At 72.9% G+C, this 26409-nt stretch carries 26 protein-coding genes, 2 pseudogenes and 1 riboswitch; of the genes and pseudogenes, 19 read left to right on the top strand and 9 right to left on the bottom strand.

Annotation, left to right across the window (positions count from 1 at the left end):
* The first annotated feature begins 9 nt into the window (after positions 1 to 9).
* Both HNR22_RS02155 and HNR22_RS02150 read left to right on the top strand, forming a co-directional pair.
* Positions 10 to 627 (top strand): ABC transporter ATP-binding protein, encoded by a 618-nt coding sequence (locus tag HNR22_RS02155; protein ID WP_343059647.1) that lies wholly within the window; start codon positions 10 to 12, stop codon positions 625 to 627.
* Entirely contained in the window at positions 624 to 2045 is a 1422-nt protein-coding gene (locus HNR22_RS02150; protein ID WP_179778774.1) for a DUF6297 family protein, read from the top strand. The genes HNR22_RS02155 and HNR22_RS02150 overlap by 4 nt, the downstream gene beginning before the upstream one ends.
* A gap of 60 nt (positions 2046 to 2105) precedes the next feature.
* Here the strand turns inward: HNR22_RS02150 and HNR22_RS02145 are convergent, their stop codons facing one another.
* Positions 2106 to 2708: an MBL fold metallo-hydrolase gene (locus tag HNR22_RS02145; protein ID WP_179778773.1), complete on the bottom strand. Its 603-nt coding sequence runs from the start codon at positions 2706 to 2708 to the stop codon at positions 2106 to 2108.
* A 72-nt stretch (positions 2709 to 2780) separates the two neighbouring features.
* Here HNR22_RS02145 and HNR22_RS02140 point away from each other — a divergent pair, with 72 nt between their 5' ends.
* On the top strand, positions 2781 to 3587 hold the full coding sequence (locus HNR22_RS02140) for an SDR family oxidoreductase (protein ID WP_179778772.1): 807 nt from the start codon (positions 2781 to 2783) through the stop codon (positions 3585 to 3587).
* A gap of 7 nt (positions 3588 to 3594) precedes the next feature.
* Here HNR22_RS02140 and HNR22_RS02135 read toward each other — a convergent pair whose 3' ends face one another.
* Positions 3595 to 4203 carry a hypothetical protein gene (locus tag HNR22_RS02135; protein ID WP_179778771.1) on the bottom strand — a complete coding sequence of 203 codons (609 nt, stop codon included), beginning with the start codon at positions 4201 to 4203 and terminating at the stop codon, positions 3595 to 3597.
* Between the two features lie 183 nt (positions 4204 to 4386).
* Between HNR22_RS02135 and HNR22_RS02130 the strand changes: the two genes are divergently transcribed.
* From HNR22_RS02130 to HNR22_RS02120, 3 genes are all read left to right on the top strand, one after another.
* The gene (locus HNR22_RS02130; RefSeq protein ID WP_179778770.1) at positions 4387 to 5484 is read left to right on the top strand and encodes a DUF5919 domain-containing protein; all 1098 of its coding nucleotides are present in this window, start codon (positions 4387 to 4389) and stop codon (positions 5482 to 5484) included.
* Positions 5485 to 5557: 73 nt separating this feature from the next.
* Complete coding sequence (locus tag HNR22_RS02125) at positions 5558 to 6439, top strand: pentapeptide repeat-containing protein (RefSeq protein ID WP_179778769.1); 882 nt, start codon at positions 5558 to 5560, stop codon at positions 6437 to 6439.
* A gap of 287 nt (positions 6440 to 6726) precedes the next feature.
* Entirely contained in the window at positions 6727 to 6963 is a 237-nt protein-coding gene (locus HNR22_RS02120; protein ID WP_179778768.1) for a preprotein translocase YidC, read from the top strand.
* Positions 6964 to 6970: 7 nt separating this feature from the next.
* Here the strand turns inward: HNR22_RS02120 and rnhA are convergent, their stop codons facing one another.
* The 3 genes from rnhA to HNR22_RS02105 all read right to left on the bottom strand — a co-directional run bounded on the left by rnhA (position 6971) and on the right by HNR22_RS02105 (position 10268).
* Positions 6971 to 7444 carry a ribonuclease HI gene (gene rnhA, locus HNR22_RS02115; protein WP_088947908.1) on the bottom strand — a complete coding sequence of 158 codons (474 nt, stop codon included), beginning with the start codon at positions 7442 to 7444 and terminating at the stop codon, positions 6971 to 6973.
* 224 nt (positions 7445 to 7668) lie between these two features.
* Entirely contained in the window at positions 7669 to 8955 is a 1287-nt protein-coding gene (locus tag HNR22_RS02110) for a lycopene cyclase family protein (RefSeq protein WP_425488038.1), read from the bottom strand.
* 38 nt (positions 8956 to 8993) lie between these two features.
* Positions 8994 to 10268 carry an MFS transporter gene (locus HNR22_RS02105; RefSeq protein ID WP_343059646.1) on the bottom strand — a complete coding sequence of 425 codons (1275 nt, stop codon included), beginning with the start codon at positions 10266 to 10268 and terminating at the stop codon, positions 8994 to 8996.
* 134 nt (positions 10269 to 10402) lie between these two features.
* On the opposite strand from HNR22_RS02105, the gene HNR22_RS02100 reads away from it, so the two are divergent.
* From HNR22_RS02100 to HNR22_RS02075, 6 genes are all read left to right on the top strand, one after another.
* On the top strand, positions 10403 to 11215 hold the full coding sequence (locus tag HNR22_RS02100; RefSeq protein ID WP_179778766.1) for an ArsR/SmtB family transcription factor: 813 nt from the start codon (positions 10403 to 10405) through the stop codon (positions 11213 to 11215).
* Positions 11216 to 11522: 307 nt separating this feature from the next.
* Complete coding sequence (locus HNR22_RS02095) at positions 11523 to 12008, top strand: hypothetical protein (protein ID WP_099852881.1); 486 nt, start codon at positions 11523 to 11525, stop codon at positions 12006 to 12008.
* A gap of 87 nt (positions 12009 to 12095) precedes the next feature.
* Positions 12096 to 12707: a class F sortase gene (locus tag HNR22_RS02090; protein ID WP_179778765.1), complete on the top strand. Its 612-nt coding sequence runs from the start codon at positions 12096 to 12098 to the stop codon at positions 12705 to 12707.
* A gap of 147 nt (positions 12708 to 12854) precedes the next feature.
* Entirely contained in the window at positions 12855 to 13955 is a 1101-nt protein-coding gene (locus HNR22_RS02085) for a CorA family divalent cation transporter (RefSeq protein ID WP_179778764.1), read from the top strand.
* Positions 13956 to 14185: 230 nt separating this feature from the next.
* Positions 14186 to 14605 (top strand): YchJ family metal-binding protein, encoded by a 420-nt coding sequence (locus HNR22_RS02080; protein ID WP_179778763.1) that lies wholly within the window; start codon positions 14186 to 14188, stop codon positions 14603 to 14605.
* Between the two features lie 234 nt (positions 14606 to 14839).
* Positions 14840 to 15226, top strand: coding sequence for a VOC family protein (locus tag HNR22_RS02075; protein WP_179778762.1), 387 nt, complete (start codon positions 14840 to 14842; stop codon positions 15224 to 15226).
* 44 nt (positions 15227 to 15270) lie between these two features.
* On the opposite strand, the gene HNR22_RS02070 is transcribed toward HNR22_RS02075, so the two are convergent.
* Both HNR22_RS02070 and HNR22_RS02065 read right to left on the bottom strand, forming a co-directional pair.
* Positions 15271 to 16635: an MFS transporter gene (locus HNR22_RS02070; protein WP_179778761.1), complete on the bottom strand. Its 1365-nt coding sequence runs from the start codon at positions 16633 to 16635 to the stop codon at positions 15271 to 15273.
* Between the two features lie 566 nt (positions 16636 to 17201).
* Positions 17202 to 17913: pseudogene (locus HNR22_RS02065) on the bottom strand (mechanosensitive ion channel family protein); the annotation flags it as partial.
* Positions 17914 to 18109: 196 nt separating this feature from the next.
* Here HNR22_RS02065 and HNR22_RS02060 point away from each other — a divergent pair.
* The 4 genes and pseudogenes from HNR22_RS02060 to HNR22_RS31140 all read left to right on the top strand — a co-directional run.
* Positions 18110 to 19243 (top strand): peptidoglycan recognition protein family protein, encoded by a 1134-nt coding sequence (locus tag HNR22_RS02060; RefSeq protein WP_179778759.1) that lies wholly within the window; start codon positions 18110 to 18112, stop codon positions 19241 to 19243.
* Positions 19244 to 19371: 128 nt separating this feature from the next.
* The gene (locus HNR22_RS02055) at positions 19372 to 20946 is read left to right on the top strand and encodes an FMN-binding glutamate synthase family protein (RefSeq protein ID WP_179778758.1); all 1575 of its coding nucleotides are present in this window, start codon (positions 19372 to 19374) and stop codon (positions 20944 to 20946) included.
* Between the two features lie 117 nt (positions 20947 to 21063).
* The gene (locus HNR22_RS02050) at positions 21064 to 21585 is read left to right on the top strand and encodes a GNAT family N-acetyltransferase (protein WP_179778757.1); all 522 of its coding nucleotides are present in this window, start codon (positions 21064 to 21066) and stop codon (positions 21583 to 21585) included.
* A pseudogene (locus tag HNR22_RS31140) lies at positions 21582 to 21995 on the top strand (GNAT family N-acetyltransferase); the annotation flags it as partial. The gene HNR22_RS02050 and the pseudogene HNR22_RS31140, both read left to right, overlap by 4 nt.
* 62 nt (positions 21996 to 22057) lie before the next feature.
* Here the strand turns inward: HNR22_RS31140 and HNR22_RS02045 are convergent.
* Entirely contained in the window at positions 22058 to 23047 is a 990-nt protein-coding gene (locus tag HNR22_RS02045; protein ID WP_179778756.1) for a WYL domain-containing protein, read from the bottom strand.
* Positions 23048 to 23141: 94 nt separating this feature from the next.
* On the opposite strand from HNR22_RS02045, the gene HNR22_RS02040 reads away from it, so the two are divergent.
* The 3 genes from HNR22_RS02040 to HNR22_RS02030 all read left to right on the top strand — a co-directional run bounded on the left by HNR22_RS02040 (position 23142) and on the right by HNR22_RS02030 (position 25316).
* Positions 23142 to 23579, top strand: a complete 438-nt coding sequence (locus tag HNR22_RS02040; RefSeq protein ID WP_179783360.1) for a VOC family protein — start codon at positions 23142 to 23144, stop codon at positions 23577 to 23579.
* A 57-nt stretch (positions 23580 to 23636) separates the two neighbouring features.
* Positions 23637 to 24824 (top strand): DNA polymerase IV, encoded by a 1188-nt coding sequence (gene dinB / locus HNR22_RS02035; RefSeq protein WP_179778755.1) that lies wholly within the window; start codon positions 23637 to 23639, stop codon positions 24822 to 24824.
* 123 nt (positions 24825 to 24947) lie between these two features.
* Positions 24948 to 25316 (top strand): hypothetical protein, encoded by a 369-nt coding sequence (locus HNR22_RS02030; RefSeq protein WP_179778754.1) that lies wholly within the window; start codon positions 24948 to 24950, stop codon positions 25314 to 25316.
* Positions 25317 to 25442: 126 nt separating this feature from the next.
* On the opposite strand, the gene HNR22_RS02025 is transcribed toward HNR22_RS02030, so the two are convergent.
* Positions 25443 to 26102 carry a LysM peptidoglycan-binding domain-containing protein gene (locus HNR22_RS02025; RefSeq protein WP_179778753.1) on the bottom strand — a complete coding sequence of 220 codons (660 nt, stop codon included), beginning with the start codon at positions 26100 to 26102 and terminating at the stop codon, positions 25443 to 25445.
* A riboswitch (cyclic di-AMP (ydaO/yuaA leader) is annotated at positions 26103 to 26274 on the bottom strand.
* Between the last annotated feature and the right edge of the window lie 135 nt (positions 26275 to 26409).

Raw genomic sequence — 26409 nt, 5'->3', positions numbered from 1 at the left:
TCTGTGATCGTGGACGCGCTCTCGGTACGGGGACTCAGTCGCAACTTCGGCAACCTGGTCGTGCTCGACGACGTGAGCTTCACGCTCCCGGCGGGCCGGATCGCTGTGGTGCTGGGCCCCAACGGCAGCGGCAAGACCACCCTGCTGCGCTGTGTCGTCGGCGCGGACCGACCGGACGCGGGCGAGGTGCTGGTGCAGGGCCGCCGGGCCGACGAGACCGACCCGCAGGTGCGGGCGCTGGTGGCGGCAGCCCTGGACGACATCGACTTCTTCCCCGACCTGTCCGTGGTCGAGCACCTGGAGCTGGTAGCGTACGCCCACGGGGGTGACGCCGAGCCGGTCGAGGAGGTCCTCGCCGAGCTGGGTCTGGAGCCGGCCCGCGACCAGCTGCCGGTGACCCTGTCCAGCGGGCAGCGCCGCCGGTTGGCGTTGGCGTCGTGTTTCGTTCGGCCGCGCCGGGTGCTGATCCTGGACGAGCCCGAGCAGCGGTTGGACGTGCGCGGGCGGCAGTGGCTCGCCGAGCGGCTGCTGCGGGAACGCGAAGCCGGAACGGCAGTGCTGCTGGCCTCGCACGACCCGGAGTTGATCGACGCGGTGGTCGACGAGCGCATCGAGATCGGCCGGTGACCGCCCCGCCGGCCACGATCGCCGACACGCCGGCCGGGGTGCCCACCGCCCGGCAGCTGCGGACACACCTGCGCAAGGCGCGCAGCCGACACCACGACCACTCCCTCGGTGACGTGCTGGGTGACGCGTACGTCATGGTCCTGTTCGTGGGCATGTACGGCTGGTTCGCGATCAGCGCGAGCCGCGACCTGCTGGACTCGCCCACGGTGGGGCGGGCCGAGCCGGGCGTGCGGTGGTGGTTGGCGGTCGCCGCGCTGCTGGCCGGCGCCGGGCTCGCCTGGCGTGGTCTGCGCGCTCTCGGGCCGCTGCTGGTCACCCCGGCCACGCAGAGCTGGGCGACCAGCGCACCGGTGGACCGGCGGGCCTGGCTGGCGCCGCGCTTCGCCCTGCTGCTGGTGGGTGCCGCGGCCGGCACCGCGGCGCTCGGGGCGGCCGTGGCGGCGCTCGGCGGCGTCACCGACCTGGTCGCACTGGGTTGGGCGGCCGGGGCCGGCGCGGGGTGGGGCGCGGCCGCGCTGGCGCTCAGCGTCGTCGCCCAGAGCAGCCGGGCCGGTCGGCGGTGGCCGACTCTGGTCGGTGCGGTGCCGATGGTGGCCGCTGCGGCCATCACCGCCCTGGTGGTGCTCGTCGGCCGTTTCGGCGACGGGCTGCCCCGGCCGGCGGCGATGCCGACGGTCGCGCTGTTCGCCGCCGCGGTGCCCCTCGTGGGTGTGGGCACCATCCTCGCGGTACGCGCGTTGCCCCGGGTCGACAGGGCCACGCTGACCACCGGCGCCCAGTTCGCCAACGCCGCCTCGACGGCCATGATCCTGCTGGACCCGAGCCTGCTCGCCGGCCTGGTGGAGAGCCGGCGTTGGCGTCGGATCGGCCGGGTTCGCAGCAGCCGCTTCCTGCCCGGCCCCGGCTGGTGGGCACTGCTTCAGGCCGACGTACGCCGGTTGCGCCGTCACCCGAGCGCCGTGCTGATCTGGGCCGCCCTGATCGGGGTGCAGTACGCTGCCGCGCTCGCCCTGCCCGGGCTGGCCGGGGCCGCGCAGGTGGTGTTCGCCTACCTCGCCGTCGACCGGCTGACGGGTGGTCTGCGGTCGGTCAGCCGCTCACCCGGGCTGCGTCGGGCGCTCGGCGGCAGCGACGCCCTGCTGCGGGGGATCCACGTGGTGGTGCCGGCGATCGGCGCGGGTCTGTGGTGGTTGCTGACCCTGCCGACTGTCGACCCGGGGCCGGCCTGGCTCGCACCGACTCTGGCGGCCGGGGTGGTGCTCGCCGCGTTCCGGGCCGGCACCCGCCCGCCGATCAACTACGGCGGCGCGACCGTCAACACCCCGTTCGGGATGATCCCGGTCGACCTGATGCGACAGGGTTCACGCGGGCCGGCGCTGCTCGCCGTGCTGGTCCTCGTCCAACTGTTCCTGGGCTGAGGCCGGGCGGACCCACGCTGAGACGCTCGGCGTGACCCTCGCCCCACCGAACGACAGGAGTCAGGCGGTGTCGCCGGGCCGGAGGTGGCGGTAGCCGGGGATCGTCTCGGTGAACCAGCCGGCGACGCTGGCCAGGCCGCGCTCGTTGAGCTGCGCGTCGTGGATCGGGTACGCCGCCGCAGCGCCCACGGCGGCGGCGAATCGGATCGCCTCGTCGAGGCGCAGCCACGACCCCTGGGCCGGGACGAGCAGGGTGTGCACCGGTTCGTCCGGCACGTGCAGTGAGTCGCCGGGGTGGTAGAGCCCGGCACCGACCAGGTAGCCGAGGTTGGGGCAGTCCGGTTGACCCTCGTGGATGACGGCGTGCCGGCCGCCGTGGGCGCTGACCTCGATGCCGGCCGCCGTGAAGCGTTGCCCGGCGCGGACCCGGGTCACCGGCAGCGGCGCGAGATCCGGCAGTCGGGCGCCCTCGGGGGCGTACACCGGGACGCCGAGGCCGGCGAGCCGCAGGACGTCCACGTGGTCGGTGTGCTCGTGGGTGACCAGGACGGCGTCCGCGCCGACCAGGGCGCGCGGCTCGCTCCACGTCCCCGGGTCGATGACCAGCACCCCGCCGTCGTGCTCGACCCGGACACAGGCGTGCGTGAATCGGGTGATCCGCATCCGGCGACGGTACGCCCTCGGCGGCCAGGGACGTGACGATTGGGTCGGCCCGCTCGGGGTAGTGCGAACCCCATGCCCCAGCGTTACGAGGACTACCCGAGGGTCGCCGTGGTCACCGGTGCGGATTCCGGCATCGGCAAGGCCTGCGCGGTCGCGCTGGCCGAGGCCGGCTTCGACATCGGCATCACCTGGTACGGCGACCCCGACGGCGCCGAACGGACCGCGACCGAGGTCCGCGCCACCGGTCGTCGCTGCGAGGTCGCCGAGGTGGACCTGACCCGGCTACCGGAGGCGGCGGCGGTCGTGGACGAGCTGGCCGACCGACTGGGCGGCATCGGGGTGCTGGTCAACAACGCCGGGACCGGCGCCTCGACACCGTTCGTCGACACCGGCTGGGAGCAGTGGCGCGAGGTGCTCGCCGTCGACCTGGACGCGCCGTTCCTGTGCGCGCAACAGGCCGCGCGACGCATGCTGGCCGCCGGCACCGGCGGGCGGATCATCAACATCACCAGCGTGCACGAGCACGCGCCCCGGGTGGGCTCCGCCGCGTACTGCGCCGCCAAGGGTGGGTTGGGTCTGCTGACCCGGGTGATGGCACAGGAGCTGGCCGCCGAGGGGATCACCGTCAACGCGGTCGCCCCGGGTGAGATCGCCACGCCGATGACCGGCATGGAGGACGTCGACCCGTACACCCAGGACCGGCCCGGCGTACCGGTGGGGCGACCTGGCGACGCTCGCGAGGTCGCCGCCGTGGTCGCGTTGCTCGCCTCCCCCGCCGCCAGCTACGTCACCGGGGCGTCCTGGCCGGTCGACGGCGGGATGCTGCTGATGGGCCCGCAGGCCAACTCGTTGACCAGCGACGACTGGCGTTCGGTCTGAGCGCCGGTCAGTTCCGCTCGGCCGCTGCCGTGCGCAGGATGTAGAGGAACTGCGCGGCGAACACCGCCAGCGCGATCACCACCCCGGCCGGGATCGCGAGCGTGTGCCCGACTCCGGCCAGGCCGGCCAGCAGGGCGACCCCGAGCCCGACCAGCAACGCGTTGACCGCGCCGACCAGCGCGGCCGTGGTCAGCAGAAACTCCCACCGCCCACGCTCGATGCCCACCAGGGACCAGGCCGACCGCATCGTGCCCTCGTCCGTCGCGGCGTCGGCAAAGAAGTCGTGCTGGCCGGCGAAGCGGTGGTGGTAGTACGCGCGGATGCGCTGGATCCTCCAAAGGTCCAACGAGTTCTCGACTGTCGTCTCGACCAGCCGCAGGAAGGTCAGCAGCCCGATGACCAGCAGGGTCGGCAGCACCGCGCCCAGGTAGGGCCGGACCAGCTTGTCGTTGCTGGCCACGAAGCCCAGCCCGATCAGGGCGGCCGACAGGACGGACAGGTAGATGGTGGCCCGGCCGGTGGACTCGGCGATGGTGCCGGAGCGGGCGGTCTCCAGCGCGAAGTGCTCGGTGGTCAGGGCGGTCAGGAGCGCCTGTTCGCGTTCACTCTCGTTCATCAGAGACCACCCTGCGTAGTCGCGCGCTGCCGTTACCGTCACCCTATGAGCGGTGGTGACGGTCCGGTCGGCGAAACCGACGGCCCCGAACGGGACAGCGAGCAGCAAACCGGGCACGTATCCTCCGCATCCTGATGATTTCCGGGCGGCGGTGGGGCCGGCCCGACGACGGAAGGGGACCGGATGCCCGAGTGGGCTGGTCGGGGCGGGCGGCAACGACGCGCCTTCGTCGTCGGTGGGGCACTGCTCGGGGTCGCCGTCGTCATGCTGGTGGCCGCCTGGCGCAGCACCGGCTTCCTCAGCGACCTGCTGCTCAACCTCGGTGCCAGCGTGGTGCTCGCGGCCATCTCGTACGTCATCTTCGACCCGCTCTTCGAGGAGGCCCGCAAGGCGCGGGTGCAGGAGCACCTGAGCTTCGACCAGCAGGCGTTCGTGACCCGGCTGAACCGCTCCGGACGCCGCGTACGCATTCTCGACACCTGGACGATCCTGCTGGAGCAGCGGCACCGCGAGGAGACCCTGACCGCGATACGAGCGGCGCTCGGCAACGGCGCCCAGGTGCAGTTGCTCCTGCTCGACCCGGACTGCACCGCCGCCCAGCAGCGCTCCGAGGAGTTGGAACGGCAGCGGGTGGACGTGCCCCGACAGATCCGCACCAACCTGCGCCACCTGGCGGCCTTCAGCGACGCCCTCGACTCCCGGCTACGGCAGCGCCTGCAGGTCCGGCTCTACGACGCGTCCCCGTCGATCCAGCTCTACCAGTGGGACGGACGGGCGTTGATCTCGTTCTTCCCGATCGGGAAGCTGTCGTTCAACGTGCCGCAACTGGAGGTGGACATGGACAGCCCGTGGGGCGGGTTCGTGCACGCCCGCTTCGAGGAGTTGTGGGAGCACGAGCAGGCCACCCTGAACCTGGAGCGGTACTGGTCGGTCGTGGTCACGCTGCGCCACGACGACTCGGACGTGGTCGAGGTGCGCGTGCCGTACGTGACGGTGGACGGGCAGCACTACGTCGACTGCCGCGGCTTCCGGGTGACCGGGCCGCTGACCGTGCGAGCCATGCTGCCGCCCCGCGCGCCCGGGGCGTCCCCCGCGGTGTTCGCGCTGGCCGAGCCCGCCGACGGGGACCACACACCGGCCGACGCCGTGAAACGGCACTTCGACCAGAAGTACGGGCACGACGACGGGGACCGGGCGATCTACCGGTTGGTGCCGCCACCGGGCAACTCCCGTACCCCGGCTCCCCGCTCGGCGGCGGCCGGGGACACGCACGGACGGTGACCCCGACCCGACCGGTCGGCTCGGCGCGCGAAACAATGGTGGCCTCGCCCCGAACACCAGAAGGACCGGCCACGTGTCACTCAGCCCCGCACCGCCGCCCGGTTCGGCGCAGCTGCGCGCCGACTGCGGACGCTGCTTCGGCCTGTGCTGCGTGGTGCCCGCGTTCGCCCGATCGGCGGACTTCGCCATCGACAAGCCGGCCGGGCGGGCCTGCCCCAACCTGGGCCCGGACCACCGCTGCGGCATCCACACCGAGCTGCGGCAACGCGGGTTCCCCGGCTGCACCGTGTTCGACTGCTTCGGTGCCGGCCAGCAGGTCTCCCAGGTCACCTTCGGCGGACGGGACTGGCGGGGCGCGCCGGAGACGCTGCCGGCCATGGCGGAGGCGTTCGCCGTGCTGCGGCCCCTGCACGAACTGCTCTGGTACCTCACCGAGGCACTGACGCTGCGCCCGCCGGCCGACCTGCGCGACGAACTGGCCCGTGCCCGCGCCGAGACGGCGGCACTCACCGAGGGTGACCCGACGCACCTGCGCACGGTGGACGTCGCCGCGCACCGGGACCGGGTCAACCCCCTGCTGTCCCAGGCCAGCGACACGGCCCGTTCCCCCGGGGGCGTCGACCACCGGGGCGCGCACCTGCCCGGCGCCGACCTGCGCCGGGTCGACCTGCGCCGGGCCAACCTGCGCGGGGCGCTGTTGATCGGCGCCGACCTGCGCGGCGTCGACCTGGGCCTCGCCGACGTCACCGGGGCGGACCTGCGCGGGGCCGACCTTCGCGGGGCCGACCTGCGGAACACGCTCTTCCTGCACCAGTCCCAGCTGGACGCCGCTCGGGGCGACGTCCGCACCGGCCTGCCGACGACGCGCACCCGGCCACCGCACTGGACGGCGCTGCCGCTCACCCCGGTCCGCCAGCAGTCCCGGGCCACGGCCCGTCGCGGCCGGCGCCGATAGCTGCCTGGTCGCAGACGGCGGGGCAGCTCGGCATCGCCGCCGGCTCCGCGACCAGCGGCGCGGTCAACGACCACCTCGGCAACACTCCGGCGTTCCTGGTGGTCTGCGGCGCGCTGGCGGTGGCTCTGACCGTCGCGCTCAGCCGTCGCCGGACGCTGCGGCTGCCGTCCGCTCCCCCACCCGCCGATGCGGTCGGACCGGCGGTCACCGCTGGCGGGCGAGGTTTCGGCCGTGACGACGCCGGGTAGCCAGCGCCGACGCGGACCGGCATCGACGGGAGGCACGGCGTGGGCTACCGAAAGCGCGACGGTGAGTTGCCGGGCGACCCGCAGCACAGCGAGGACGAGGCCGGCCAGGTGCCGTTGGTGCAGGTGGAGGCGGACACCGAGGTCCCGGCGCCGGAAGACACCGACGTACGGCCGGACATCGTCACCGAGGACAACAGCGCGGGCATGACCGGCGGCTCGTCCGGCAGCAGCAGCGGCGGGTCGAGCATGCCGGGGCACCCCGACGCGGCCCGCTGACCCAGGCTCAGCGGCTGGCCAGTGCGGCTCGCGCCTCCGTCATGCCCTTGTTGGCCAGCCCGTCGGCCCGCTCGTTCTCCGGGTGACCGTTGTGCCCCTTGACCCACAGCCAGGTGACCTGGTGCCGCTCGCAGGCCGCCTCCAGCCGCTGCCACAGGTCGGCGTTCTTCACCGGCTGCTTCGCGGCGGTCAGCCAACCGTTGCGCTTCCAGGACGCCAGCCAACTGGTGATGCCGTTGCGCACGTACGTGCTGTCGGTGTGCAGCTCGACGGTGACCGGCCGGTTCAGGCTCTCCAACGCCTGGATGGCCGCCATCAGCTCCATCCGGTTGTTGGTGGTCGGCGTGGCCTCGCCACCGCACAACTCCCGCTCGTGGTCGCCGTAGCGCAACAGCGCGCCCCAACCGCCCGGCCCGGGGTTGCCGCTGCACGCCCCGTCGGTCCAGATCTGCACGCCCCTGCCGGCCGCCGCGTCCACCATGCCCGGCAACCTACCGGGCGGTGACCTCGTCCTCCCCCCTCGGGGGGCCGGCGCGCCGAGACGGCGGCACCGCACACAAGGCCGACGTCGAGGCGTCGGCGCCGCACGCAAGGCCGGCGTCGAGGCGTCGGCGCCGCACACAAGGCCGGCGTCGAGGCGTCGGCCCCGTACACGGTGCCCCACTCCCGGGGCAGCTCGACAGGCGGTCCAGGAGACGACGCCGGTCAGGTCGGACGGGGTGCTCCACCCGCGCCGGGCTCCGAGCCCAGCGGGTCGCCCACCACGGCGGGCGGGACGGCCGGCGCCGGGCGGGTCGGGCGCAGGCGGTCGCGGACGCGGTGCGCAGCGTCGCCAGCGGTGGCGGCGATCATCGGCAGCAGCCGGGTCGAGTTCATGATCGCGACCTCCTCGGCCGGGGTGGTGACACCGTCGAGGAAGCGCAGCACCCGCTCGGCCGGGTTACGGTCGAAGAGCCGGTCGAAGAAGTCCGGACCGCCGACCCCGCCCCGGTCCAGCGCGCGCAGGGCCACCGCGTCCATCCAACGGTGCCGGCGCGGGTACGCCGCCTGCGGCACCGGCGGTCGTTCCGCCGCGAGGGCACGGGCCACCTGGTCGGCCTGTCGGTACATGGCGGAGAAGGTGAAGCCGGTGGAGGGGCGGGTCGCACCACCGGCCGTACCGAGCCGGACCACCCGGGGTGAGGGCCGGGCCGGGAACGGCGCGTCGGTCATCGGGATCACCCCGTTCTCCACCTCGCGCACGCGCAGCCCGGCCGGGTCGAGGCCGAGCAGGTCCCGGTAGCCGGCCAGCGCCGCGTCGTACCCGGCGTCGGTGAGCAGGTCGGGCGAGAACTCGGTGTACTCGACCAGGGCGTACCTGTCGCTCACCGGCAGCACGTAGCCGAAGGAGACGCCCCGGGGCGGCTGCGGGGTGCGGAAGTCCATCAGCACCGCGCGCGCCGGGTCGAAGACGGGCCGATCGGCCTCCAACCACCAGCCGCGGAAGTGCTGCAACCAGGTGGTCCGCCCCGCTCGCGCCGGTGGGCGGGGGCGGGAGTCGAGCACCCAGCCGGCCCGTACGGTCTGCCCGTCGCCGGTGCGCACCAGCACCCGTGTCCCGTCGTCGGTCACCGTCTGGGCGGGTGCGACGATCCGGGTGGCGTCCAGCCGGCGCTCGGCCGCGGCAGCCCGGTCGTAGACCGGGCCCGAGCGGAGCATGGCGTACCTCAGTGGGGTGAGGTCCAGGACGCGGCGCCGGGCCGTCGTCGCCACCTCGACCTGCTGCCAGCTCGCGCTGAGCAGCGGGTCCAGATCGGTGCCCGGGTGACCCCAGAACGCCCAGGTGCGGTCCTGACCGCGCCGGCGGACCGGATCGACGACGGCGATGCGCAGGTCCCGGACGCCGTGCCGGTCCAGTGCGGCGAGCAGCAACGACGCCGCGCCGCCACCGCCGAGCAGCGCGAGGTCGACATCGAGCGGCGCGGAATCGGTCACCGCACCACGCTGCCACACCGCCGCGGCCGGCCGCGCGCCGCCACCCGACGCCGGGCTCAGGGCACCGGCGTAGGCCGCTGCTCGACCGGGGGCGGATCGGCGTAGGCACGTGCCACCGCCGCGCGGTCGAAGACCCGCCAGGTGGCCGCGGAGACGCCCATGGCCACCACCAACCCGACCCAGTACGGCGCGGTGATGCCGAACCGGGCGGCGAGCAGCCCGCCGAGCAGTGCGCCGACGCAGTTGCCCCCCGCCGCCACGAAGAGGGTCGTGCTGGCCACCCGTCCCTGCAGTGTCGGTGGGGTGAGTCGTTGGCGCAGGGAGTTCGCCACGATGTTCCACAGTGCGCCGTGCACGCCGAAGGCGAAAAGCGCGATCCCGACCACGATGGTGCTGCGCGAGGCGGCCAGCGCCAGGTGCAACCCCGCCTCGATCAGCAGACCGACCCGGATCGTCCAGGTGGGGCTGATCCAGGCGATGAGCCGGTCGCCGAGGAGCGCGCCGAGCACCCCGCCGACGGCCATGCACGTGAACAGCAGCCCGTAACCGACGGACCCGAGTCGCAGCCGTTCCGCGGCGAGCAGCACGAGCACGGCGAGCGCGGCGGTGAGGGTCACGTTGAGCAGGCCGATCAGCACGGCCATCGTGCGCAACAACCGCTGGTGGGCCAGCCAGCGCAGCCCTTCGACGATCTCGGCCCGCATCGATCGGGTCGACCGTGCGCCGGAGTCGGTCGCGGCGGCCCGGAAGTCACCGCCGATCAGCGCCACCAGCACCGCGCTGAGGGCGTACGTGACGGCGTTGACGAGGAACGGGCTGCCCGCCGAGAGCGCGAACAGGAAGCCGCCGAGCGGTCCGGCGAGCATCCCGTTCATGAGGGTGGTGCCACCGCCGAGCCAGCCGTTGGCGCGCTCCAGGCGGTGCCGGGGCACCACGGTCGGCAACATCGCCTGGCTGGCCGAACGGAACACGATCTCGCCGGTGTTGACCACGAACAGCACCACGTACAGCAGCACCACCCCGGCTCGACCGGTCATGATCGCCGTGGCCAGGACGGCGAGCGCGACCACCCGGACCAGGTCGATGACGATCATCAGGCGGCGTCGGTCCATCCGGTCCACCAGCACGCCGCCCGGCAGGGCGAAGAGCAACCACGGCAGCCAGGCCACGGCGGACGCTGCGGCCACCACGAGCGGATCGTCGGTACGCGAGGCGACGAACAGCGGTGCGGCGACGGTGGCCAGCCCGCTGCCCAGGGCCGAGAGGGTGCTGGCCGCCCAGAGGCGGGCGAACACCGTTCCCAGGCCGGCCGCCGTGTTGTCCTGTGTCACGGCGAGCGAACCTATCAGCGCCGCCCCGGCTCCACCCGGATTTATCCCAGGGGCAGAGGCCCGACCGATTGACAGGCAACCGTCTGGTTGCCTATTTTGACAGGCAACCGCTTGGTTGCTTTTACGGAGGGCCGATGGACGACGCGTTCCGGGCGCTGGCCGATCCCAGCCGGCGTCGACTGCTCGACCGGCTCAACGACCGCAACGGTCAGACCCTGCGGGAGCTCTGTGACGGGCTGGCGACGAGTCGACAGGCGGTCAGCAAGCACCTCGCGGTGCTGGAGGCGGCCCACCTCGTCACGAGCATTCGGCGCGGCCGGGAGAAGGTGCACTACCTGAACGCCGCGCCGATCAACGCCATCGCCGACAGATGGCTCAGCCGATACGACCGCGAGCGAGCCGCCGCGCTCGCCGACCTGAGCACCGCATTGGAGCGACAGTCCATGGAGAGTCCCGCGTTCGTCTACACCACCTACGTCAGGACCACCCCGCAGCGGCTCTGGGCCGCGCTCACCGAGCCGGCCTTCACCCGCCGCTACTGGGGCGGGGTCGCCCTGGCGTCCGACTGGCAGGTCGGGTCCCCGGTGCTGTGGCAGGACACGCCGGACGGCGAGCCACGCGATCTCGGTCAGCGGGTGCTCGTCGCCGAGCCGTACCGTCGCCTGTCGTACAGCTGGCACGGCTTCCAGCCGGAGCACGCCGAGCACTTTGGCTGGTCACCCGAGCAGCTGACCGCCCGGCTCAATGAGCGTCGGTCGAAGGTGACCTTCGAGATCGAGCCACACGGCGACGCGGCCGTCCGGCTGACCGTCGTCCACGACGACTTCTCCCCGGACAGCGAGATGCACCGGGCGATCAGCGGCCAGCTCGATGGCAGCGGCGGCTGGCCGGAGCTGCTGGCCAGCCTCAAGACCCTGCTGGAGACCGGCGAGCCGATCCCCGCGTGACCCGCCGGCCGACCGGTCCCGCCCACCGGGCCCTGGACAGCCGACGCCATACCTCGCCATCGACCCAGCGGCGACAGCGCGGCCGGAGCGGACATCGATCGGAGCACCGGTGCCGGTCGGGCCGTCCGGGCCTTTCCGCAGCTCTCCCCGCCTTCGGGTGGACACGTGACGGCAACGAGGAATTCTCATTTTCACCTGATCGTGGGCCCAACCCACCTAGTGTTGGGCACACCGGTGCTAGTCACGGAGTTGGCCACCCGAACGACGTCCCACGCAGTCAGCGGACGAAAAGTGAGGGAAGACGCGTATGAAGGTCTCAACAGCACTCTGCTCGGCGGCGCTCGGCGTGGGCCTCGGCACGCTCCTGCTGCCAGGCGCCGCACTGGCCGACACCACGGTGTCACCGGCCACCACCCCGGTCGGTGGGACCGTCGTGCTCACCGCGACGACCTGCAACCCGAAGTCGGGTGACGCCCTGTTCCGGGTGACCGGCCCCAACCGCGATCAGAACGTCCGATCCACCACGGCCGCCGCTGGCGGCGGGCTCAGCGCCGAACTCTTCACCGCCGGGTTCACCCTGGGCACGTACACGGTGGCGGCGACCTGCGGCGACGGCAGCTCGGCCGGTACGGCCACGTTCACCGTCACCCCGATCGGCGGCGCACCCGCCGGTTCCGGCGGCGACAGCCGCGACACCGGCACCCTGGCCGCCGGCGGGACGCTGCTCGGCACCGCCCTGGCCGGCGCGGTGATCCTGATCCGCCGGCGACGTCCGGTGTCCACTGTCGCCTGATCGGCGACTGCTCCATCCCTGAGGACGGGTGCCCGCACCGGTGACACCGGCGCGGGCACCCGGACGATCCAGCGCGGAGGTAACCACGTGTGGTGGCGGCGGACCCTACCGGCCGTGGTGGCCCTGCTCGGCGTGACCGGGCTGGGGCTGATCACCGTCGGCCTCACCGCCGACCCGGCGCGGCCACCACGACCACCGGCCGACGCGCCGCGACGCACTCATCCGGCACCGGACCTGGCGCCGCTGTCACGCGCCGCGCCGGTCCGGGTGCAGATCACCGCCATCGGCGTACGCGCCGAGGTCGTCCCGGTCGGCGCGGACGCCGCCGGGGTGCTGGAGGTGCCGCCACTGGACAAGCCCACCCTCGCCGGCTGGTACCGGCACGGGGTGAGCCCCGGCGAGACCGGCAACGCCGTCCTGGTGGGACACGTCGACTCACCGGCCGGCCCGGCGGTCTTCTTCGACCTCGGTCGGCTGCGCCCCGGTGAGCAGATCCAGGTCACCCGCGCCGACGCGCAGGTCGCCACGTTCACGGTGGACGACGTCCAGGCGTACCCCAAGGACCGCTTTCCCAGCACGCTGGTCTACGGCCCGGCGGACGCGGCCGGGTTGCGCCTCATCACCTGCGGCGGCCGGTTCGACGCCTCGACCGGCAACTACGTCGACAACGTCGTCGTCTTCGCCACCCGCACCGCCTGAGCCGCCCGCACCGCCTGAGCCACCCGCACCGCCCGGTGTCGCCGCCCCGCTGTCGGGAGCTGGACCCTGCTCGGCAGAATGCGGTGGCACCATCCCCCGCGAGCACACCGTGACCGGGGCGGTGCGCGGGCGACGGGGAGGCACGCGGTGGATCAGCGACCGGTACGGGACCGAGCCGGTCAGGGCGTACGCGCCCTGGCCCGTCGACTGCTCGGCCGGCCCGAGACCGTCGCCCCCAACCCCCGCCGGTCCAATCCGGACGCAGTGGTCGACTGCGCCGTCTACGTCAACGGTCGGCGCGAGCCCGGTCGACCGCACTACGACGACGCGTACGCCCGCGCGCGGCACGGCCGCGACGCCTTCGTGTGGCTGGGACTGCACGACCCGGGCCCGGCCGTGCTCGCCGCAGTGGGCCGCACCTTCGGCCTGGACGAGCTGACCGTCGAGCAGGCGCTCGCCGACGGGCACCGACCCACGGTGCAACGCCACGGGTCGGTCACGCTGCTGGTGCTGCGCACCGCCGGGTACGTGGAGCACGACGAGCTGACCGACACCTCCGAGGTGATCGACACCGGCGACGTGATGGTGCTCCTCGGCGACCGGTTCGCCATCACCGTGCGGCACGGCGCCGCCGGGGCGCTACGCACCGTCCGCGCCGACATCGAGGGCCGCCCCGCGCTGCTGGCCGCCGGCCCGTGGGCGGTGGCGTACGCGGTCTGCGCCCGGATGGTCGACTCCTACCTGGAGGTGGCCGGGCACGTGGAACGGGACCTGGAACGGGTCGAGGAGGCGGTGTTCGCCCGAGACCGCAGAGCCGACATCCAGCACATCTACCAGCTCAAACGGGAGGTGGTGGAGTTCAAGCGGGCGGTTCTGCCGTTGCAGGCGCCGATGCGTACGCTGCTCGACCCCGACGGCCCGCCCCGCGCCCTGCACCGCTGGTTCGTGGACGTGGACGGCCGGCTGAGCAGGGCGGTGGACCGGGTGGCCGCGTACGACGACCTGCTCACCTCGATCGTCCAGTCGCGACTGGCGCAGCTCGCCGTCGAGCAGAACAACGACATGCGCAAGATCGCGGCGTGGGCGGCCATCGCGGCCACCCAGACCGGCATCGCCGGCATCTACGGTATGAACTTCGACCACATGCCGGAGCTGGCCTGGCGCTACGGCTATGCCGGTGCCCTCGCCCTGATGGCGGCGGCCGCCCTGTTCCTGTACCGGCTGTTCCGCCGCTCCGGCTGGCTCTGACCGCTCCGGCTGGCTCTGACCGCCCTGGCGCTCTGACCGCCCCAGCCGGCCCTGACCGCCCCGGCCGGCTGGCTTGATCGACTCGGGTTCCTTGAAGTCGGGGTGTCGGACCCTCCCGGATACCCCGATTTCCGTGAAGTCGAGTGGATCATGCCCGGCCGTACGCCGCGCCGCACCGACCGGCGGGAGTCGTCGTGGGTCGACGCCCGGCGGTGAGGCAGGATGACGACGTGGGTAAGGGTGCGGGACGCCGACGGGCGAACACGACGACGGGACGGGCCTGCCCGTGCGGCTCCGGCCAGGCGTACGCGGACTGCTGCGCCCCGGCGCACGGCGGCGACAGCCCGGCAGCGACGGCCGAGGCGCTGATGCGCTCCCGGTTCAGCGCCTTCGCCCTCGGCGACACCGGCTACCTGCTGCGCAGCTGGCACTCCTCGACCCGGCCCGCCTCCCTTCAGCTCGACCCGGGGCAGCGGTGGACCCGACTGGAGATCGTCGAGACCGAGCGGGGCGGCCTGCTCGACGCCGCCGGCACTGTCACGTTCCACGCCCACTACCGGGACGCGGGACGGCCCGGCACCCTGACCGAACACAGCCGGTTCGTCCGCGAGGAAGGCCGATGGGTCTACCTCGACGGTGACCAGCCCTGATCGTTCAAGACCCGGGTCCGCGCCCGGATGGAGAAGACCGGCGAAAGCTACACCGGCGGCCGGTGGTCCCACTCGGATCGTCGTTGGCTTCGACGCTGTCGGCGAGTCGAAGGCCCGGGTCAGCGTGCTGCACGAGAAGCTGACCGGAGCCGAGCAAGCCGCCGAGCTGAAGGCGTACTGGCGGGAGCGGCTCGCCGCGTCGAAGGCACCGCTCGAGTCGAACGGAGACAACCGATGACCATGACGTTCATCAACCTGCCGGTGCGCGACCTGACCACTGCGGCCGAGTTCTACCGGGAGCTCGGGTTCACCAGCGACCAGGCCGACCTGAGCGGGGACACCACGGTGTTCACCATCTCCGACAGCACCCGGCTGGTGCTGCACCTCCGCTCCGGCTTCGAGTCGTACACCGGTGTCGCCGCCACCGACACGGAGACCAGCCGGGAGGTCGTCGTCGGGCTGTCGGCGCAGAGCCGCGAGCAGGTCGACGAGCTGGTCGACCGGGCGGCGGTCGCCGGCGGGCAGTCGCTCGGGCCCGGCATGGCCAACGGGCCGATGTACATGCGCGGTTTCCGCGACCTCGACGGCCACCAGTGGTCGTTCCTGCACCTGTCCAGCTGAGCGAGGGCCGGCGGCGGCCACGTCGGTCGCCGCCGGGTCCTCGGTCATCGCGGGCCGTGCGCCGCAGCCGCCGTGCTGCTGGCGGGCACGACCGTCGGGTGCCGGCGGGTCAGCAGCACCAGGCCCAGGACGAGGTACGGCCCGGCTGTCACCGCGAACGCCACCGCGTTGCCGACCACCGTGGCCAGGAGGCCATAACCGGCGTACGTCCCGATGATCAGCAGGTCGGTGGCCATCCCGGCCAGTGACGTGACGGTGGCGCGGCTGTTGCCGGTGATCCTGGCCTGGAGCCGCGCGTCGGCCAGCACGGTTGCCAACTGCGCGGCACCGAACCCCAGCGCGAGCAGCACGAAGCCGGCCGGTCGCCCGGTCAACGCGCCGCCGGCCAACCCGACACCGACCAGGCCCAGCAGAGCGGCGTAGCCCCGGCGGCCCAACCGCTCCCCCACTCCGGCGAGCAGCCCGCCGACGGTCACCCCGGCCCAGAGCAGCAGGAGCAGCAGGGGTACGACCTCCGCCCGCACGCCGGTGTCCAGGGCCAGCAGCGGGGAGTACTCGTCCAGGGCGCCCCAGTCGGCGGCGACCACGGCGACCAGCAGCACTGCTGACCGCACCGGCGGGCGGGTGCGCACCTGTGTCACTCCGGCCCGCAGCGTGTCCCACCAGCCCAGGTCGCCCTCGTCGTCCGCTGGGGAGCCGTCCGGTTCACGATCCCCGGGTGTGGCCGCCGCCACGGGCCGTATGGCCGCGGCCGGTTCGTGCCCGCTGGCTGGGACGGGCACGCCAGCCGGGAGGGGCGCGTCTACCGGGGCGTCGGCCGGTGGGCGGTGTTCCGGGAACCGGGCGGCGACGATCGTGGCGAGCAGGCAGGCGAGCACGCTGGCCGCGCCGACCGCCGGGTATCCGCCGACGGCGAGCACCGGGCCGGCGAGCACTCCGGAGGCCACCACGCCCAGCACACCGGCCGTCCGCGCGCGCCCGAGCACCCGGGCGTACCGGCCGACCGCGCCGAGCCGGTCCAGCTCGGTCCAGACCAGCGCCTCCAGCGCACCGGAGACGAGTGCTCCGCCGGCACCCCAGAGGAGGAAACCGACCGCGAACGCGGGGTACGACGGCAGCAGGACCCAGAGCGCGAACCCGGCGGCGGTCACCAGCGGGGCAAGGCACAACAGCAGCCGACGGGACACCACGTCGGCCCACGCGCCGGACGGCACCTCGAACAGGATGCCGGCGGCCGACCAGATGACGAAGAGCGAGGAGATCTGCCCCACCGACAACCCGGCGTCGGCGAAGAACACCACGTACAGCGGGTAGAGCAGGACGAGGTCGCTGAGGAACGCGTATCCGTAGAGGGTGGCCGTCAGACGACGGACCGCCGGGTCGGGCACGCGCGAGGCGAGGTGAATCATGGGGCCTTCCCGTGGGAGTGGAGACGGGCACCGGACGTGCGGTGCCGGTGGCGGCCCACGGGATCGGCCTGCTCTGCTGGATCAATGTCGCCAGGTCATGTCAGCGATGCTAGACGCGCACCGCCGCGCCGCGAAAGCACTTTTGGCGTGCCGGGCAACGCGAAGCGGGGCGGGATCCGATCGATCCCGCCCCGCTTGAACGACTGCTGGTCAGCGTCGGTCCACCGGCGGGATGACAGTGGTGGTCTCGCTGTCGTCGCTGGTACGCGGACCGGGCACCGCACCACCGGTGCTCACCACCTGGGTCGTGTCCGCGTCGCCGCCACCTCGGCCGACCACCTGGGTCGTGTCCGCGTCGCCGCCACCCCGGCTGACCACCTGAGTGGCCTCCGCGTCGGCCGGGCGGGTCACCACCTGGGTGGCCTCCGGGTCGGAGGGTGCACGCACCACCTGGGTGGCCTCCGTATCGGTCGGTCGCGTCAGCATCTGGGTGCGCTCCGGGTCGTCGGCGACGAACGGCGGCCGGGCCGGCTCGGCGGGGGCGGCGGACGCCCGGGCCAGCTCGGCCTCGGCGTCGCGGCGTCCCTCGCGGTAGGCGCGGGCGTGCGCGGCGATCTGCTGCGACTCCTGCTCGGCGCGGGTCAGCCACGCCTCCCAACGGCTCTGCATCGGACGGATCAGGCCACCGCCGACCCCGACGACGAGGATGCCGCCGATCGTGGCCAGCACCGCGATGAGAACAGGGGTGGTGACCGCGGTGGCCACCCCGATCTGGTTCAGCGCGGCGATGACGCCGAGGCCGAGGATGAACACCGAGGCGATGGTGGCCAGCACCCGGCCGTACGACAGGCCGCCGAGCGCGCCGCTGATGATGTCCTTGACCGCGTTGGCGATGGCGGCGGCCACCACGACGATGACGATCGCGACGAACGCGCGCGGCAGCCACGCGATCACCGCGCCGAGCAGGTCGGAGATCGGGTTGGGCCCCCAGATGCCGAAGGCGAGTTGCAGGGTGAACAGCAGCAACCCGTAGTAGACGAGCTTCCCGACGATGTCGCTGGCGTCGTACCGGGAGCGACTCAACGCACGGCGGATGCCGCCGCGTTCGACGGCGCGGTCGAAGCCCACCCGTTCCAGGACCTTTTCCACGATCTTCAGTACGGCCTTGGCGATCAGCCATCCCGCCACCAGGATCGCCAGGAAGGCGACGGCCTTGGGCAGGAAGAGCATCACCGATCGGAGGGCGTCGCCCACCGCGTCGCTGACGTTGTCACTCATATGGTCATTCCTTCATGCGGGCAGCCGGGATGGTCAGCCCCGACCTACCCCCGGCCCGAGTCGCGGAAACCCGAGTGATCATGAGGTGGCGCGGACCTCTGGCGCGGGGGCGAGTCTTGGCAATATCCTCCGGAGTGCGTGCGGCCACTGGAGCTACTTTTCATCCCCCCCGCCGTCGGCCGCAGGAGGAGATGTCATGCACGTCGACCATTCCGAAGTGGATCGCCGGACACTGCTGCGAGCCGGTCTCGGCGCCGCCACGGTCGCCGTCGTCGGGAGCGAACTGGCCTTCCCCACCTCGGCGCAGGCCGCCGCCCCCGGCGCCGACCTGGACTGGATCATCAGCTGCGACGAGTGGGACGCCCGCCCGCCGAAGGACCCCCTGTCGGTCAGCGCCATCGCCACCAACAAGATCATCGTGCATCACATGGCGTTTCCGAACGTCACCGACTACTCCCGCGAGCAGGCGGTCAAACTGGCCCACGACTGCCAGGACCTGCACATGGACGGCAACGGCTGGTCGGACACCGGCCAGCACTTCACGGTGAGCCGCGGCGGCTACGTGCTGGAGGGTCGCCGGGGCAGCCTGGAGCGCCTCGAAGCCGGCGACCGCCAGATGATCTCGGCGCACTGCCCGGGCGAGAACGGCCGGGCCATCGGCATCGAGAACGAGGGCACCTACGTCACCGAGACGCCGCCGAAGGCGCTGACCGACTCGCTGGTCAAGCTCTGTGTCGCGATCTGCCGGCAGTACGGGCTGCACGCCCATGACATCTTCGGCCACTGGGACTTCCGCACCACCGAGTGCCCGGGCGCCGCCTTCTACCGGCAGTTCCCCGAGCTGCGTCGGCGGGTGCACGCCGCCCTCGGCACGACGCTGGGTGACGTGCCCGCCCGCCGCTGGCCGGACCTGTGGCGCTTCGTCAACTCCCCCTCGGTCCGGGTGGTGCAGCACCTGCTCGCGTTCCGGGGCTACGCGGTGACGGTCAGTGGCACGTTCGACGCCGCGACCGTGGCGGCCGTGCAGGACTGGCAGGCCCGCAACGGCATCGCGGTGGACGTGGACGCCACCCTCACCACGCCGACCTGGGAGACCCTGGTCCCCGAGCTGAACCAGCACGCCACCGGCGCGCCGGTCACGGCGGTGCAGGAAATCCTCGCCACCAAGGGGTACGCGGTCACCGTCACCGGGGCCTACGACCACGCCACCCGGGCCGCGGTGCAGGACCTCCAGGCGCTGCACGGCCTGCCCCGCAACGGCAAGCTCAGCACGAGCACGTGGTGCACGGTGGTCGGCGGGTCGGTCCGCGAGTCCTTCCGGCGCCGCTGAGCCCGGGGCGGCGGTGCGGGTACGTCCCGCACCGCCGCCGGGCGCGCCTCGTGGTCCCCGCCCCTGACCAGCGCATGGGATCGGCGGGACCGGTTTGGCCAGAGGCGCGGGCGGAAAGACTGCCGGGCATGAAATGGGCCCGTCGAGCCGTACCCGCTGCTGCCGCCGCCGTCGCCGCGCTCGCCGCGCGGGATCTGATCCAGCGCGACCACGCGTTGCTGCGCAACTATCCGGTGCTCGGTCGCGCCCGTTACCTGTTGGAGGCGATCGGCCCGGAGCTACGGCAGTACATCGTGGCCGGCAACAACGAGGAACGGCCGTTCACCCGCGACCAACGCCGCTGGGTGTACGCGTCGGCGAAGCAGGAGAACAACTACTTCGGCTTCGGCACGGACAACGACATCGAGTACACCCCCGGCTACCCGATCATCAAGCACCGCACCTTCGGCCGGGCCGTGCCGCCGTCGACACCCGCCGCCGGGCACGACGTGCGGTTGCCGTCCGCGAAGGTGCTCGGCGCGGCCCGGAAGCGGGCCCGGGCGTTCCGCCCGGAGTCGGTGGTCAACATCTCCGGCATGAGCTTCGGCTCACTCTCCGGCAACGCCATCGCCGCGTTGAACAAGGGGGCCGCACTCGCCGGCTGCCTGCAGAACACCGGCGAGGGTGGCCTGTCGCCGTACCACCGCAACGGCGGCGACCTGGTCTTTCAACTCGGAACGGCGTACTTCGGCTGCCGCGACGAACACGGCCGGTTCAGCCTCGACCGGCTGAAGGACCTGGTGGCCGGCGCACCGGTCAAGGCGTTGGAGATCAAGCTGAGCCAGGGCGCCAAGCCGAGCCTCGGTGGGCTGCTGCCCGGGGCGAAGGTGTCCGCCGAGATCGCCGCCACCCGGGGCATCCCGGCCGGTCAGGACTGCGTGAGCCCGTCCCGGCACGCCGAGTTCTCCGACTGCGACAGCCTGCTCGACTGGGTGGAGCTGCTGGCCGCCGAGACGGGCCTGCCGGTCGGCATCAAGTCGGCGGTCGGCGACCTGGGCTTCTGGCAGGAGCTGGCCACCCTGATGCGCGACACCGGCCGAGGCGTCGACTTCGTGACGATCGACGGTGGCGAGGGTGGGACGGGCGCCGCACCGCTGATCTTCACCGACTCGGTGTCGCTCCCGTTCCAGCAGGGCTTCTCCCGGGTCTACAAGGTGTTCGCCGAGCACGACCTGCACGAGCAGGTGGTTTTCATCGGTGCCGGCAAACTCGGCCTGCCGGACAACGCCATCGTGGCCTTCGCGCTCGGCTGCGACCTGGTCAACGTCGGTCGGGAGGCGATGCTGTCGATCGGCTGCATCCAGGCACAGAAGTGCCACACCGACACCTGCCCGACCGGTGTCGCGACGCAGAACACGTGGCTCACCCGGGGCCTGGACCCGGCACTGAAGTCGGTCCGGGCGGCCAACTACCTGCAGACGCTGCGCCGCGACCTGACGAAGGTCGCCGAGGCCTGCGGCGTCGAACACCCGGGCCTGATCGGCACTGACGCCGTGGAGATCCTGGACGGCCGCACCTGCTCAACCCCACTGCATGAGGTGTATGGCTACCGGCCCGAATGGGGGCTGCCCTCGCCGGCCGACCGGGCGGAGATCATCCGGCTGATGACTCCGGAGGTGCCCCAGGGCGGCAGCGCCCCACCCTCGGCCACGGCCGTGGGCTGACGTGCCAGGCCGCGATCCCGAGCCCGGCCGGTTGAGCCTTTAGGCCACGCCCGTCGACCCGTCGGCGCAGGTGATAAAGGCGTGGAGCCCGCGACGCGGTGGGCCTATGGTGGCGCGGTGCTGATCAGACGCGAGACGGACGCCGACGCCGACGCCATCCGGGCGGTTCACACCGCCGCCTTCGCCAGGGCCGACGGCGCTGGCGTACCGGTCGAGGCGACCCTGGTCGACGCGCTGCGCGCCGACGAGGGCTGGCTGCCCGCGTACTCCCTGGTGGCGACCGATTCGGACGGCCAGGTGGTGGGGCACGTGGTGGCCACGCGCGGCCGGGTGGCGGGCGAGCCGGTGGCGCTCGGGCTGGGGCCGCTCGGCGTGCTGCCCGACTGGCAGCGCCGTGGGGTCGGCCACGCGTTGATGCACGCGGTGCTCGGCGCCGCTGACGCGCGCGACGAGCCGCTGGTGGTGCTGCTCGGGCACCCTGACTACTACCCGCGCTTCGGGTTCCGGCCCGCCGTCGAGCTGGGCGTCACCCCGCCGCAGCCGTGGGGGTCGCAGTATTTCCAGGCCCGGCCGCTGACCGCGTGGCGGGAGTCGATCCGCGGTGAGTTCCGCTACGCCGGCCCGTTCGACGACCTGTGAACCCACAGCGGATCCGCCGGCGGCGCGTCACCGACCTGGACGGCTGCGTCGCGGGGCTCGCCGAGGTTCACCGCGTCGACAGGTACCCGCTGAACTGGCCCGCCGACCCGCACCGCTGGCTGCGCGAGCCGCACCCGGCGCGCGCCTGGGTCGCGGTCGACGCCGACGGGGCCGTCGTGGGTCATGTCGCGGTGCATCGGATCCCCGACCCGGCGGGCGGGCCGTCGGCGCGGCCGACGGCCGAGGTGGCTCGCCTGTTCGTGGTGCCGTCCGCCCGAGGGTTGGCGCTGGGCGGCGCGCTGCTGGACCGGGCCCGCCAGTGGGCGAGCAAACGCGGTACGGACCTGGTGCTGGAGCTGGCCGCCGGTGGTGCAGCGGCCACCGCGCTCTACGCGCGCACCGGCTGGCGGTGCGTCGGGACGAGCACGGCACCATGGACCGCCCCGGACGGCAGCCCGGTGTCGCTGCGGCACTACGCGCTGCGCCACTGCCCGCCCGGCTCCGATGGCCCACCCGCCAGCACGGCGAGGCGACGGGCGAGACGGCGGAGGGCCTCGCGCAGCTCGGGAGGCTCCAGCACCTCCATCTCGTGATCGAGGCGGGCGAGATGCGCGGCGAGCCAGTCCAGGCTCTCGCCGCCGACGACCAGCACGCACCACCCGTCGCGGTCGTCCTCGACCCGCCCGACCTGCGGTGGCACCAACGCCCGCACCCGGTCCGGCTGGGCGTGCACCCGCACCCGGGCGAGATACCGGTACGGCGCCTCGGTCACCGACCGCTGCACGTAGGCGACCGGATCCGGGTGCTCGCGAACCCGGAAGCGCCAGGTCGTCGCGGTCGCAGCGCCCATCCGTTCGAGCCGGAACGTACGCCAGTCGTCGCGGTCGACGTCCCAGGCCATCAGATACCAGCGGCGACCTGTGGTGACCATCCGGATCGGTCCGACAGTCCGTTCGCGGTCCCCACCGTCGCGGCCGGCGTAGGTGAAGCGGACCCGCACCGCGTCGCGACAGGCCCGCGCCAGGGTCACCAGCAGCTCCGCGTCGATCTCGGCCACCGGGCCCATGAGCGTCTCCGTGGCGCCGTGCACCGCCCGCACCTCGGCACGCAGCCGCGACGGCATCACCTGGTCGAGCTTCGCGAGTGCCCGCAGGGCCGCCTCGCCCGCTCCGGCGATCGTGCCGCCCGAGGCGAGGCGTAGGGAGACCGCCGTCGCGATCGCCTCCTCGTCGTCGAGGAGCAACGGCGGCAGCCGGGTGCCCGCGCCGAGCTGATAGCCACCGCCGACGCCCGACACCGCCTGCACGGGATAGCCGAGTGTGCGCAGTCGCTGCACGTCGCGGCGGACGCAGCGGTCGGTGACGCCCAGCTCGGCGGCGAGGTCCGCGGCCGTCCAGGATGGTCGCCGCTGGAGCAGCCCCAGCAACCGCAGCACCCGCTCGGTCGTTGCCTCGACGGTCACACGCCGATCGTCGCACGGATCGCGGAACGGCCCTGTCCGCTATTCACGAGAGGCTGGGATCATGACCGACCAGATCACGAGACAGGGAGCTGACATGGCCCGCGACGTGCAGATCACGTTCGACTGCGCCGACCCCGCCGGGTTGGCCGCATTCTGGGCCGAGGCCCTCGGCTACCAGTTGCAGGGCCCGCCCGGAAACTTCGAGTCGTGGGAGCAGGCGCTGGACGCGATGGGGGTCCCGCCGGAGAACCGCAACGACGCCTCGGCGGTGGTCGACCCCGAGGGTGCGCGACCGCGCCTGTTCTTCCAGCGGGTGCCCGAGCCCAAGCAGGTGAAGAATCGCGTACACCTCGATGTGCGGGCCGCTCCCGGGCTCACGGGTGACGAGCGGATGGCGGCCCTGGAGGCGGAGGCGGAACGACTCGCCGCATACGGCGCCACCCGGCTCAGTCGCCACGAGCCCGCTCCCCCACTGGGTGCCGGTCACCTCGTCATGGCCGACCCGGAGGGCAACGAGTTCTGCCTCGACTGATCGGGTGTTCGCCCAGCTCATTGCCGAGATGGCCGCCCGCCATGCGAACATGTGTACGTGTCGTCCGGCGCCAGCATCCTGCACGCCGACCTGGACGCCTTCTACGCGTCGGTCGAGCAGCGTGACGACCCGCGCCTGCGGGGGCGGCCGGTGATCGTCGGCGGCGGCGTGGTCCTCGCGGCCAGTTACGAGGCGAAGGCGCGAGGCGTACGCAGCGCGATGGGTGGTCAGCAGGCGCGCCGCCTCTGTCCGGACGCGATCGTGGTGCCGCCCCGGATGTCGGCGTACACGGCGGCGAGCCGGGCGGTCTTCGAGATCTTCCGGCAGACCACGCCACTGGTCGAGGGGCTCTCCATCGACGAGGCGTTCCTGGACGTGGGTGGCCTGTGGCGGCTGGTGGGGTCGCCGGCCGAGATCGCCGAGCGGCTGCGCCGGGAGGTTCGTGAACGGGTCCACCTGCCGATCACAGTGGGTGTGGCCCGCACGAAGTTCCTGGCGAAGGTCGCCAGCGGGGTGGCGAAGCCGGACGGTCTGCTGGTGGTCGCACCGGACGCCGAGTTGGCCTTCCTGCACCCACTGCCGGTCGAGCGGTTATGGGGCGTCGGCCCGGTCACCTCAGCGAAGCTGCGGGAACGCCGGATCCGTACGGTCGGTGAGGTGGCCCGGCTCGGTGAGGCCGCCCTGGTGTCGCTGCTCGGGTCCGGCGCCGGCAGGCACCTGCACGCCCTGGCGCACAACCGCGATCCTCGCTCGGTGCAGGTCGGCCGCCGACGCGGCTCGATGGGCGCGCAGCATGCGCTGAGTCGTACCCCGCACGCCCCGGCGGAGCTGGATGCCATCCTCGCCGGCCTGGTCGACCGGGTCAGCCGCCGCATGCGGGCAGCGGGACGGTCCGGTCGCACTGTGGTGTTGCGGCTGCGGTTCGGCGACTACACCCGGGCGACCCGCTCGCACACCATCGGCAAGGCGACCGCCGACACGACGCCGCTGCTCGCCGCCGCGCGCACGTTGCTGCGAGCCGCGTTGACCGAGATCGATCGTCGGGGTGTCACCCTGATCGGTGTCTCGGTGGGCAACCTGGACGACAACCCCGTGCAACCGGAGCTGCCGTTTCACCGCGATCCGGGCGCGGAGTTGGACGCTGCGGTGGACGCGGTCCGCGACCGGTTCGGCTCAACGGCGCTGACCCGAGCGGTCCTGCTCGGCCGGGAGCCGGGCGTCGAGATGCCGCTGCTGCCGGATTGACCGATCTGCGTGCGGCGTCCCGGCGACCGCTGCGACCGGAGACACATCACAGCAGGTCGGCGGTTTAGCCGGCGGCTGGCGGGTGACCCTTGTGGGGTACAGCCTGACAAGGGGGGACCCACAATGTCCGACGACGACACCAGCAACCGGCCGAGTCGCACTGCCGAGCGGCCGCACGACGTGACCGACCCGCTGCTCTGGCAACTGGCGATCGACGTGCTGAGCGCCCACGAGCCGGACGACGAGGGTCAGTGCCGCAACCTTCAGTGCGCCGGGCAGTCCTGGCCGTGCGCGGCCCGCGCCGGCGCGGAGCAGTCGATACGACTGGCCCGCAGCACACCGGCCCCCGCCGACGAGACCATCGACGACGACAGCGAGCAGCGCGGCACGGGCTGGTCCGGGGAGAGCAGCGCGCCGGCTCCCCGCTGGGGCTGGAACGCCGGTCCGGTCACCTCGCAGCGAGGGCCGAAGACATCCGCCTCCGCGGCGTGACGGCTTCCCCCCGGGGTACGAGCGCTCGGGCTGATGGGCATCACACGTACGAACGCTCGGCCGGTGACCCGGCCGAGCGTTCGTACGTGATCCGTCAGAGGCTGAGCCGCTGACGCGGGAAGACCGTCAGAGGCTGAGCCGCTGCCCCGGGAAGATCAGACCCGGGTCGGCCCCGATCAGCTGCCGGTTGTGCTCGTAGAGCGCCTGCCAACCGCCGGTCACCCGGTGGCTGTCAGCGATCTCCGACAGGGTGTCGCCCGGCTTGACCAGGTAGGTCTGGCCGCTCGAGGTCGGCGCGGTGCGCTCGTGGTTGCGGGTCGCCGGCTGCTCCCGCCGCGAGGGCCGCTCCTGCTGCTCGGTGGGCTTCGCCGTGGACTTGGCGGTGGACTTCTGCGTGGACTTCGTCGACGGCTTCGCGGCGGAGCCGCCCTTCTTGCCGCAGGTCGGCCATGCGCCGATGCCCTGCCCGTCGAGCACCTTCTCGGCGATGGCGATCTGCTCGCCGCGGCTGGCCAGGTCGGCGCGGGCGGCGTACTTCTTGCCGCCGTAGCCGGCCCAGGTGCCCTGGGAGAACTGCAGGCCGCCGTAGTAACCGTTGCCGGTGTTGATCTTCCAGTTGCCGCCGGACTCGCACTGGGCGATCGCGTCCCAGTTGACCGCGGCCTGCGCGGGGGCGGCCGGGCCGAAGAGGGCGACAGCACCGGTGACCGCACCGACGGCCAGGGTGCCGACGGCGAGGCGGCGGGCGGTGACCCGTCGGTGACGGGGCGTGTAGACAGACGTCATGTGAACTTCCTCCACGCCGGCGAGGTGAGCTGTCGGGTTCGGGCCGAGGAGCCCGGCCGCACGATGGCGGCTTCACCCCGAGGTGACGTGCACCGAGGAACGTTTGGGTCCCCCGCTCCTGCCCTGGTGACTGGGTTCCGCCGACCGGGGGCAGGATTTGGCGTTGCCGGCCGTGGTGTCCGCAGTGGCGAACCCGACCGACGTTAGGCACGGTCGGTGACGATCGCCCAACCCCTGTGAAGTTCTTCACCGGGGCGCGCTGGACGGTTCGCTCAGCGGTTGCGGGCCTGCCGTCTCTGTGCAGTGA

It is taken from the genome of Micromonospora jinlongensis (assembly GCF_013410645.1).
Classification (GTDB): Bacteria; Actinomycetota; Actinomycetes; order Mycobacteriales; family Micromonosporaceae; genus Micromonospora; species Micromonospora zamorensis.
This window is presented reverse-complemented; position numbering and strand designations above follow the sequence as displayed.

What these genes read in the sequence shown, in the direction of transcription:
- HNR22_RS02075 (WP_179778762.1), top strand. Translation starts at nt 14,840, where the DNA reads ATGACCATGACGTTCATCAACCTGCCGGTGCGCGACCTGACCACTGCG.
- HNR22_RS02030 (WP_179778754.1), top strand. Translation starts at nt 24,948, where the DNA reads ATGTCCGACGACGACACCAGCAACCGGCCGAGTCGCACTGCCGAGCGG.
- HNR22_RS02145 (WP_179778773.1), bottom strand. Translation starts at nt 2,708, where the DNA reads ATGCGGATCACCCGATTCACGCACGCCTGTGTCCGGGTCGAGCACGAC.
- HNR22_RS02100 (WP_179778766.1), top strand. Translation starts at nt 10,403, where the DNA reads ATGGACGACGCGTTCCGGGCGCTGGCCGATCCCAGCCGGCGTCGACTG.
- HNR22_RS02060 (WP_179778759.1), top strand. Translation starts at nt 18,110, where the DNA reads ATGCACGTCGACCATTCCGAAGTGGATCGCCGGACACTGCTGCGAGCC.
- HNR22_RS02130 (WP_179778770.1), top strand. Translation starts at nt 4,387, where the DNA reads ATGCCCGAGTGGGCTGGTCGGGGCGGGCGGCAACGACGCGCCTTCGTC.
- HNR22_RS02070 (WP_179778761.1), bottom strand. Translation starts at nt 16,635, where the DNA reads ATGATTCACCTCGCCTCGCGCGTGCCCGACCCGGCGGTCCGTCGTCTG.
- HNR22_RS02025 (WP_179778753.1), bottom strand. Translation starts at nt 26,102, where the DNA reads ATGACGTCTGTCTACACGCCCCGTCACCGACGGGTCACCGCCCGCCGC.
- rnhA (WP_088947908.1), bottom strand. Translation starts at nt 7,444, where the DNA reads ATGGTGGACGCGGCGGCCGGCAGGGGCGTGCAGATCTGGACCGACGGG.
- HNR22_RS02140 (WP_179778772.1), top strand. Translation starts at nt 2,781, where the DNA reads ATGCCCCAGCGTTACGAGGACTACCCGAGGGTCGCCGTGGTCACCGGT.
- HNR22_RS02095 (WP_099852881.1), top strand. Translation starts at nt 11,523, where the DNA reads ATGAAGGTCTCAACAGCACTCTGCTCGGCGGCGCTCGGCGTGGGCCTC.
- HNR22_RS02135 (WP_179778771.1), bottom strand. Translation starts at nt 4,203, where the DNA reads ATGAACGAGAGTGAACGCGAACAGGCGCTCCTGACCGCCCTGACCACC.
- HNR22_RS02040 (WP_179783360.1), top strand. Translation starts at nt 23,142, where the DNA reads ATGGCCCGCGACGTGCAGATCACGTTCGACTGCGCCGACCCCGCCGGG.
- HNR22_RS02055 (WP_179778758.1), top strand. Translation starts at nt 19,372, where the DNA reads ATGAAATGGGCCCGTCGAGCCGTACCCGCTGCTGCCGCCGCCGTCGCC.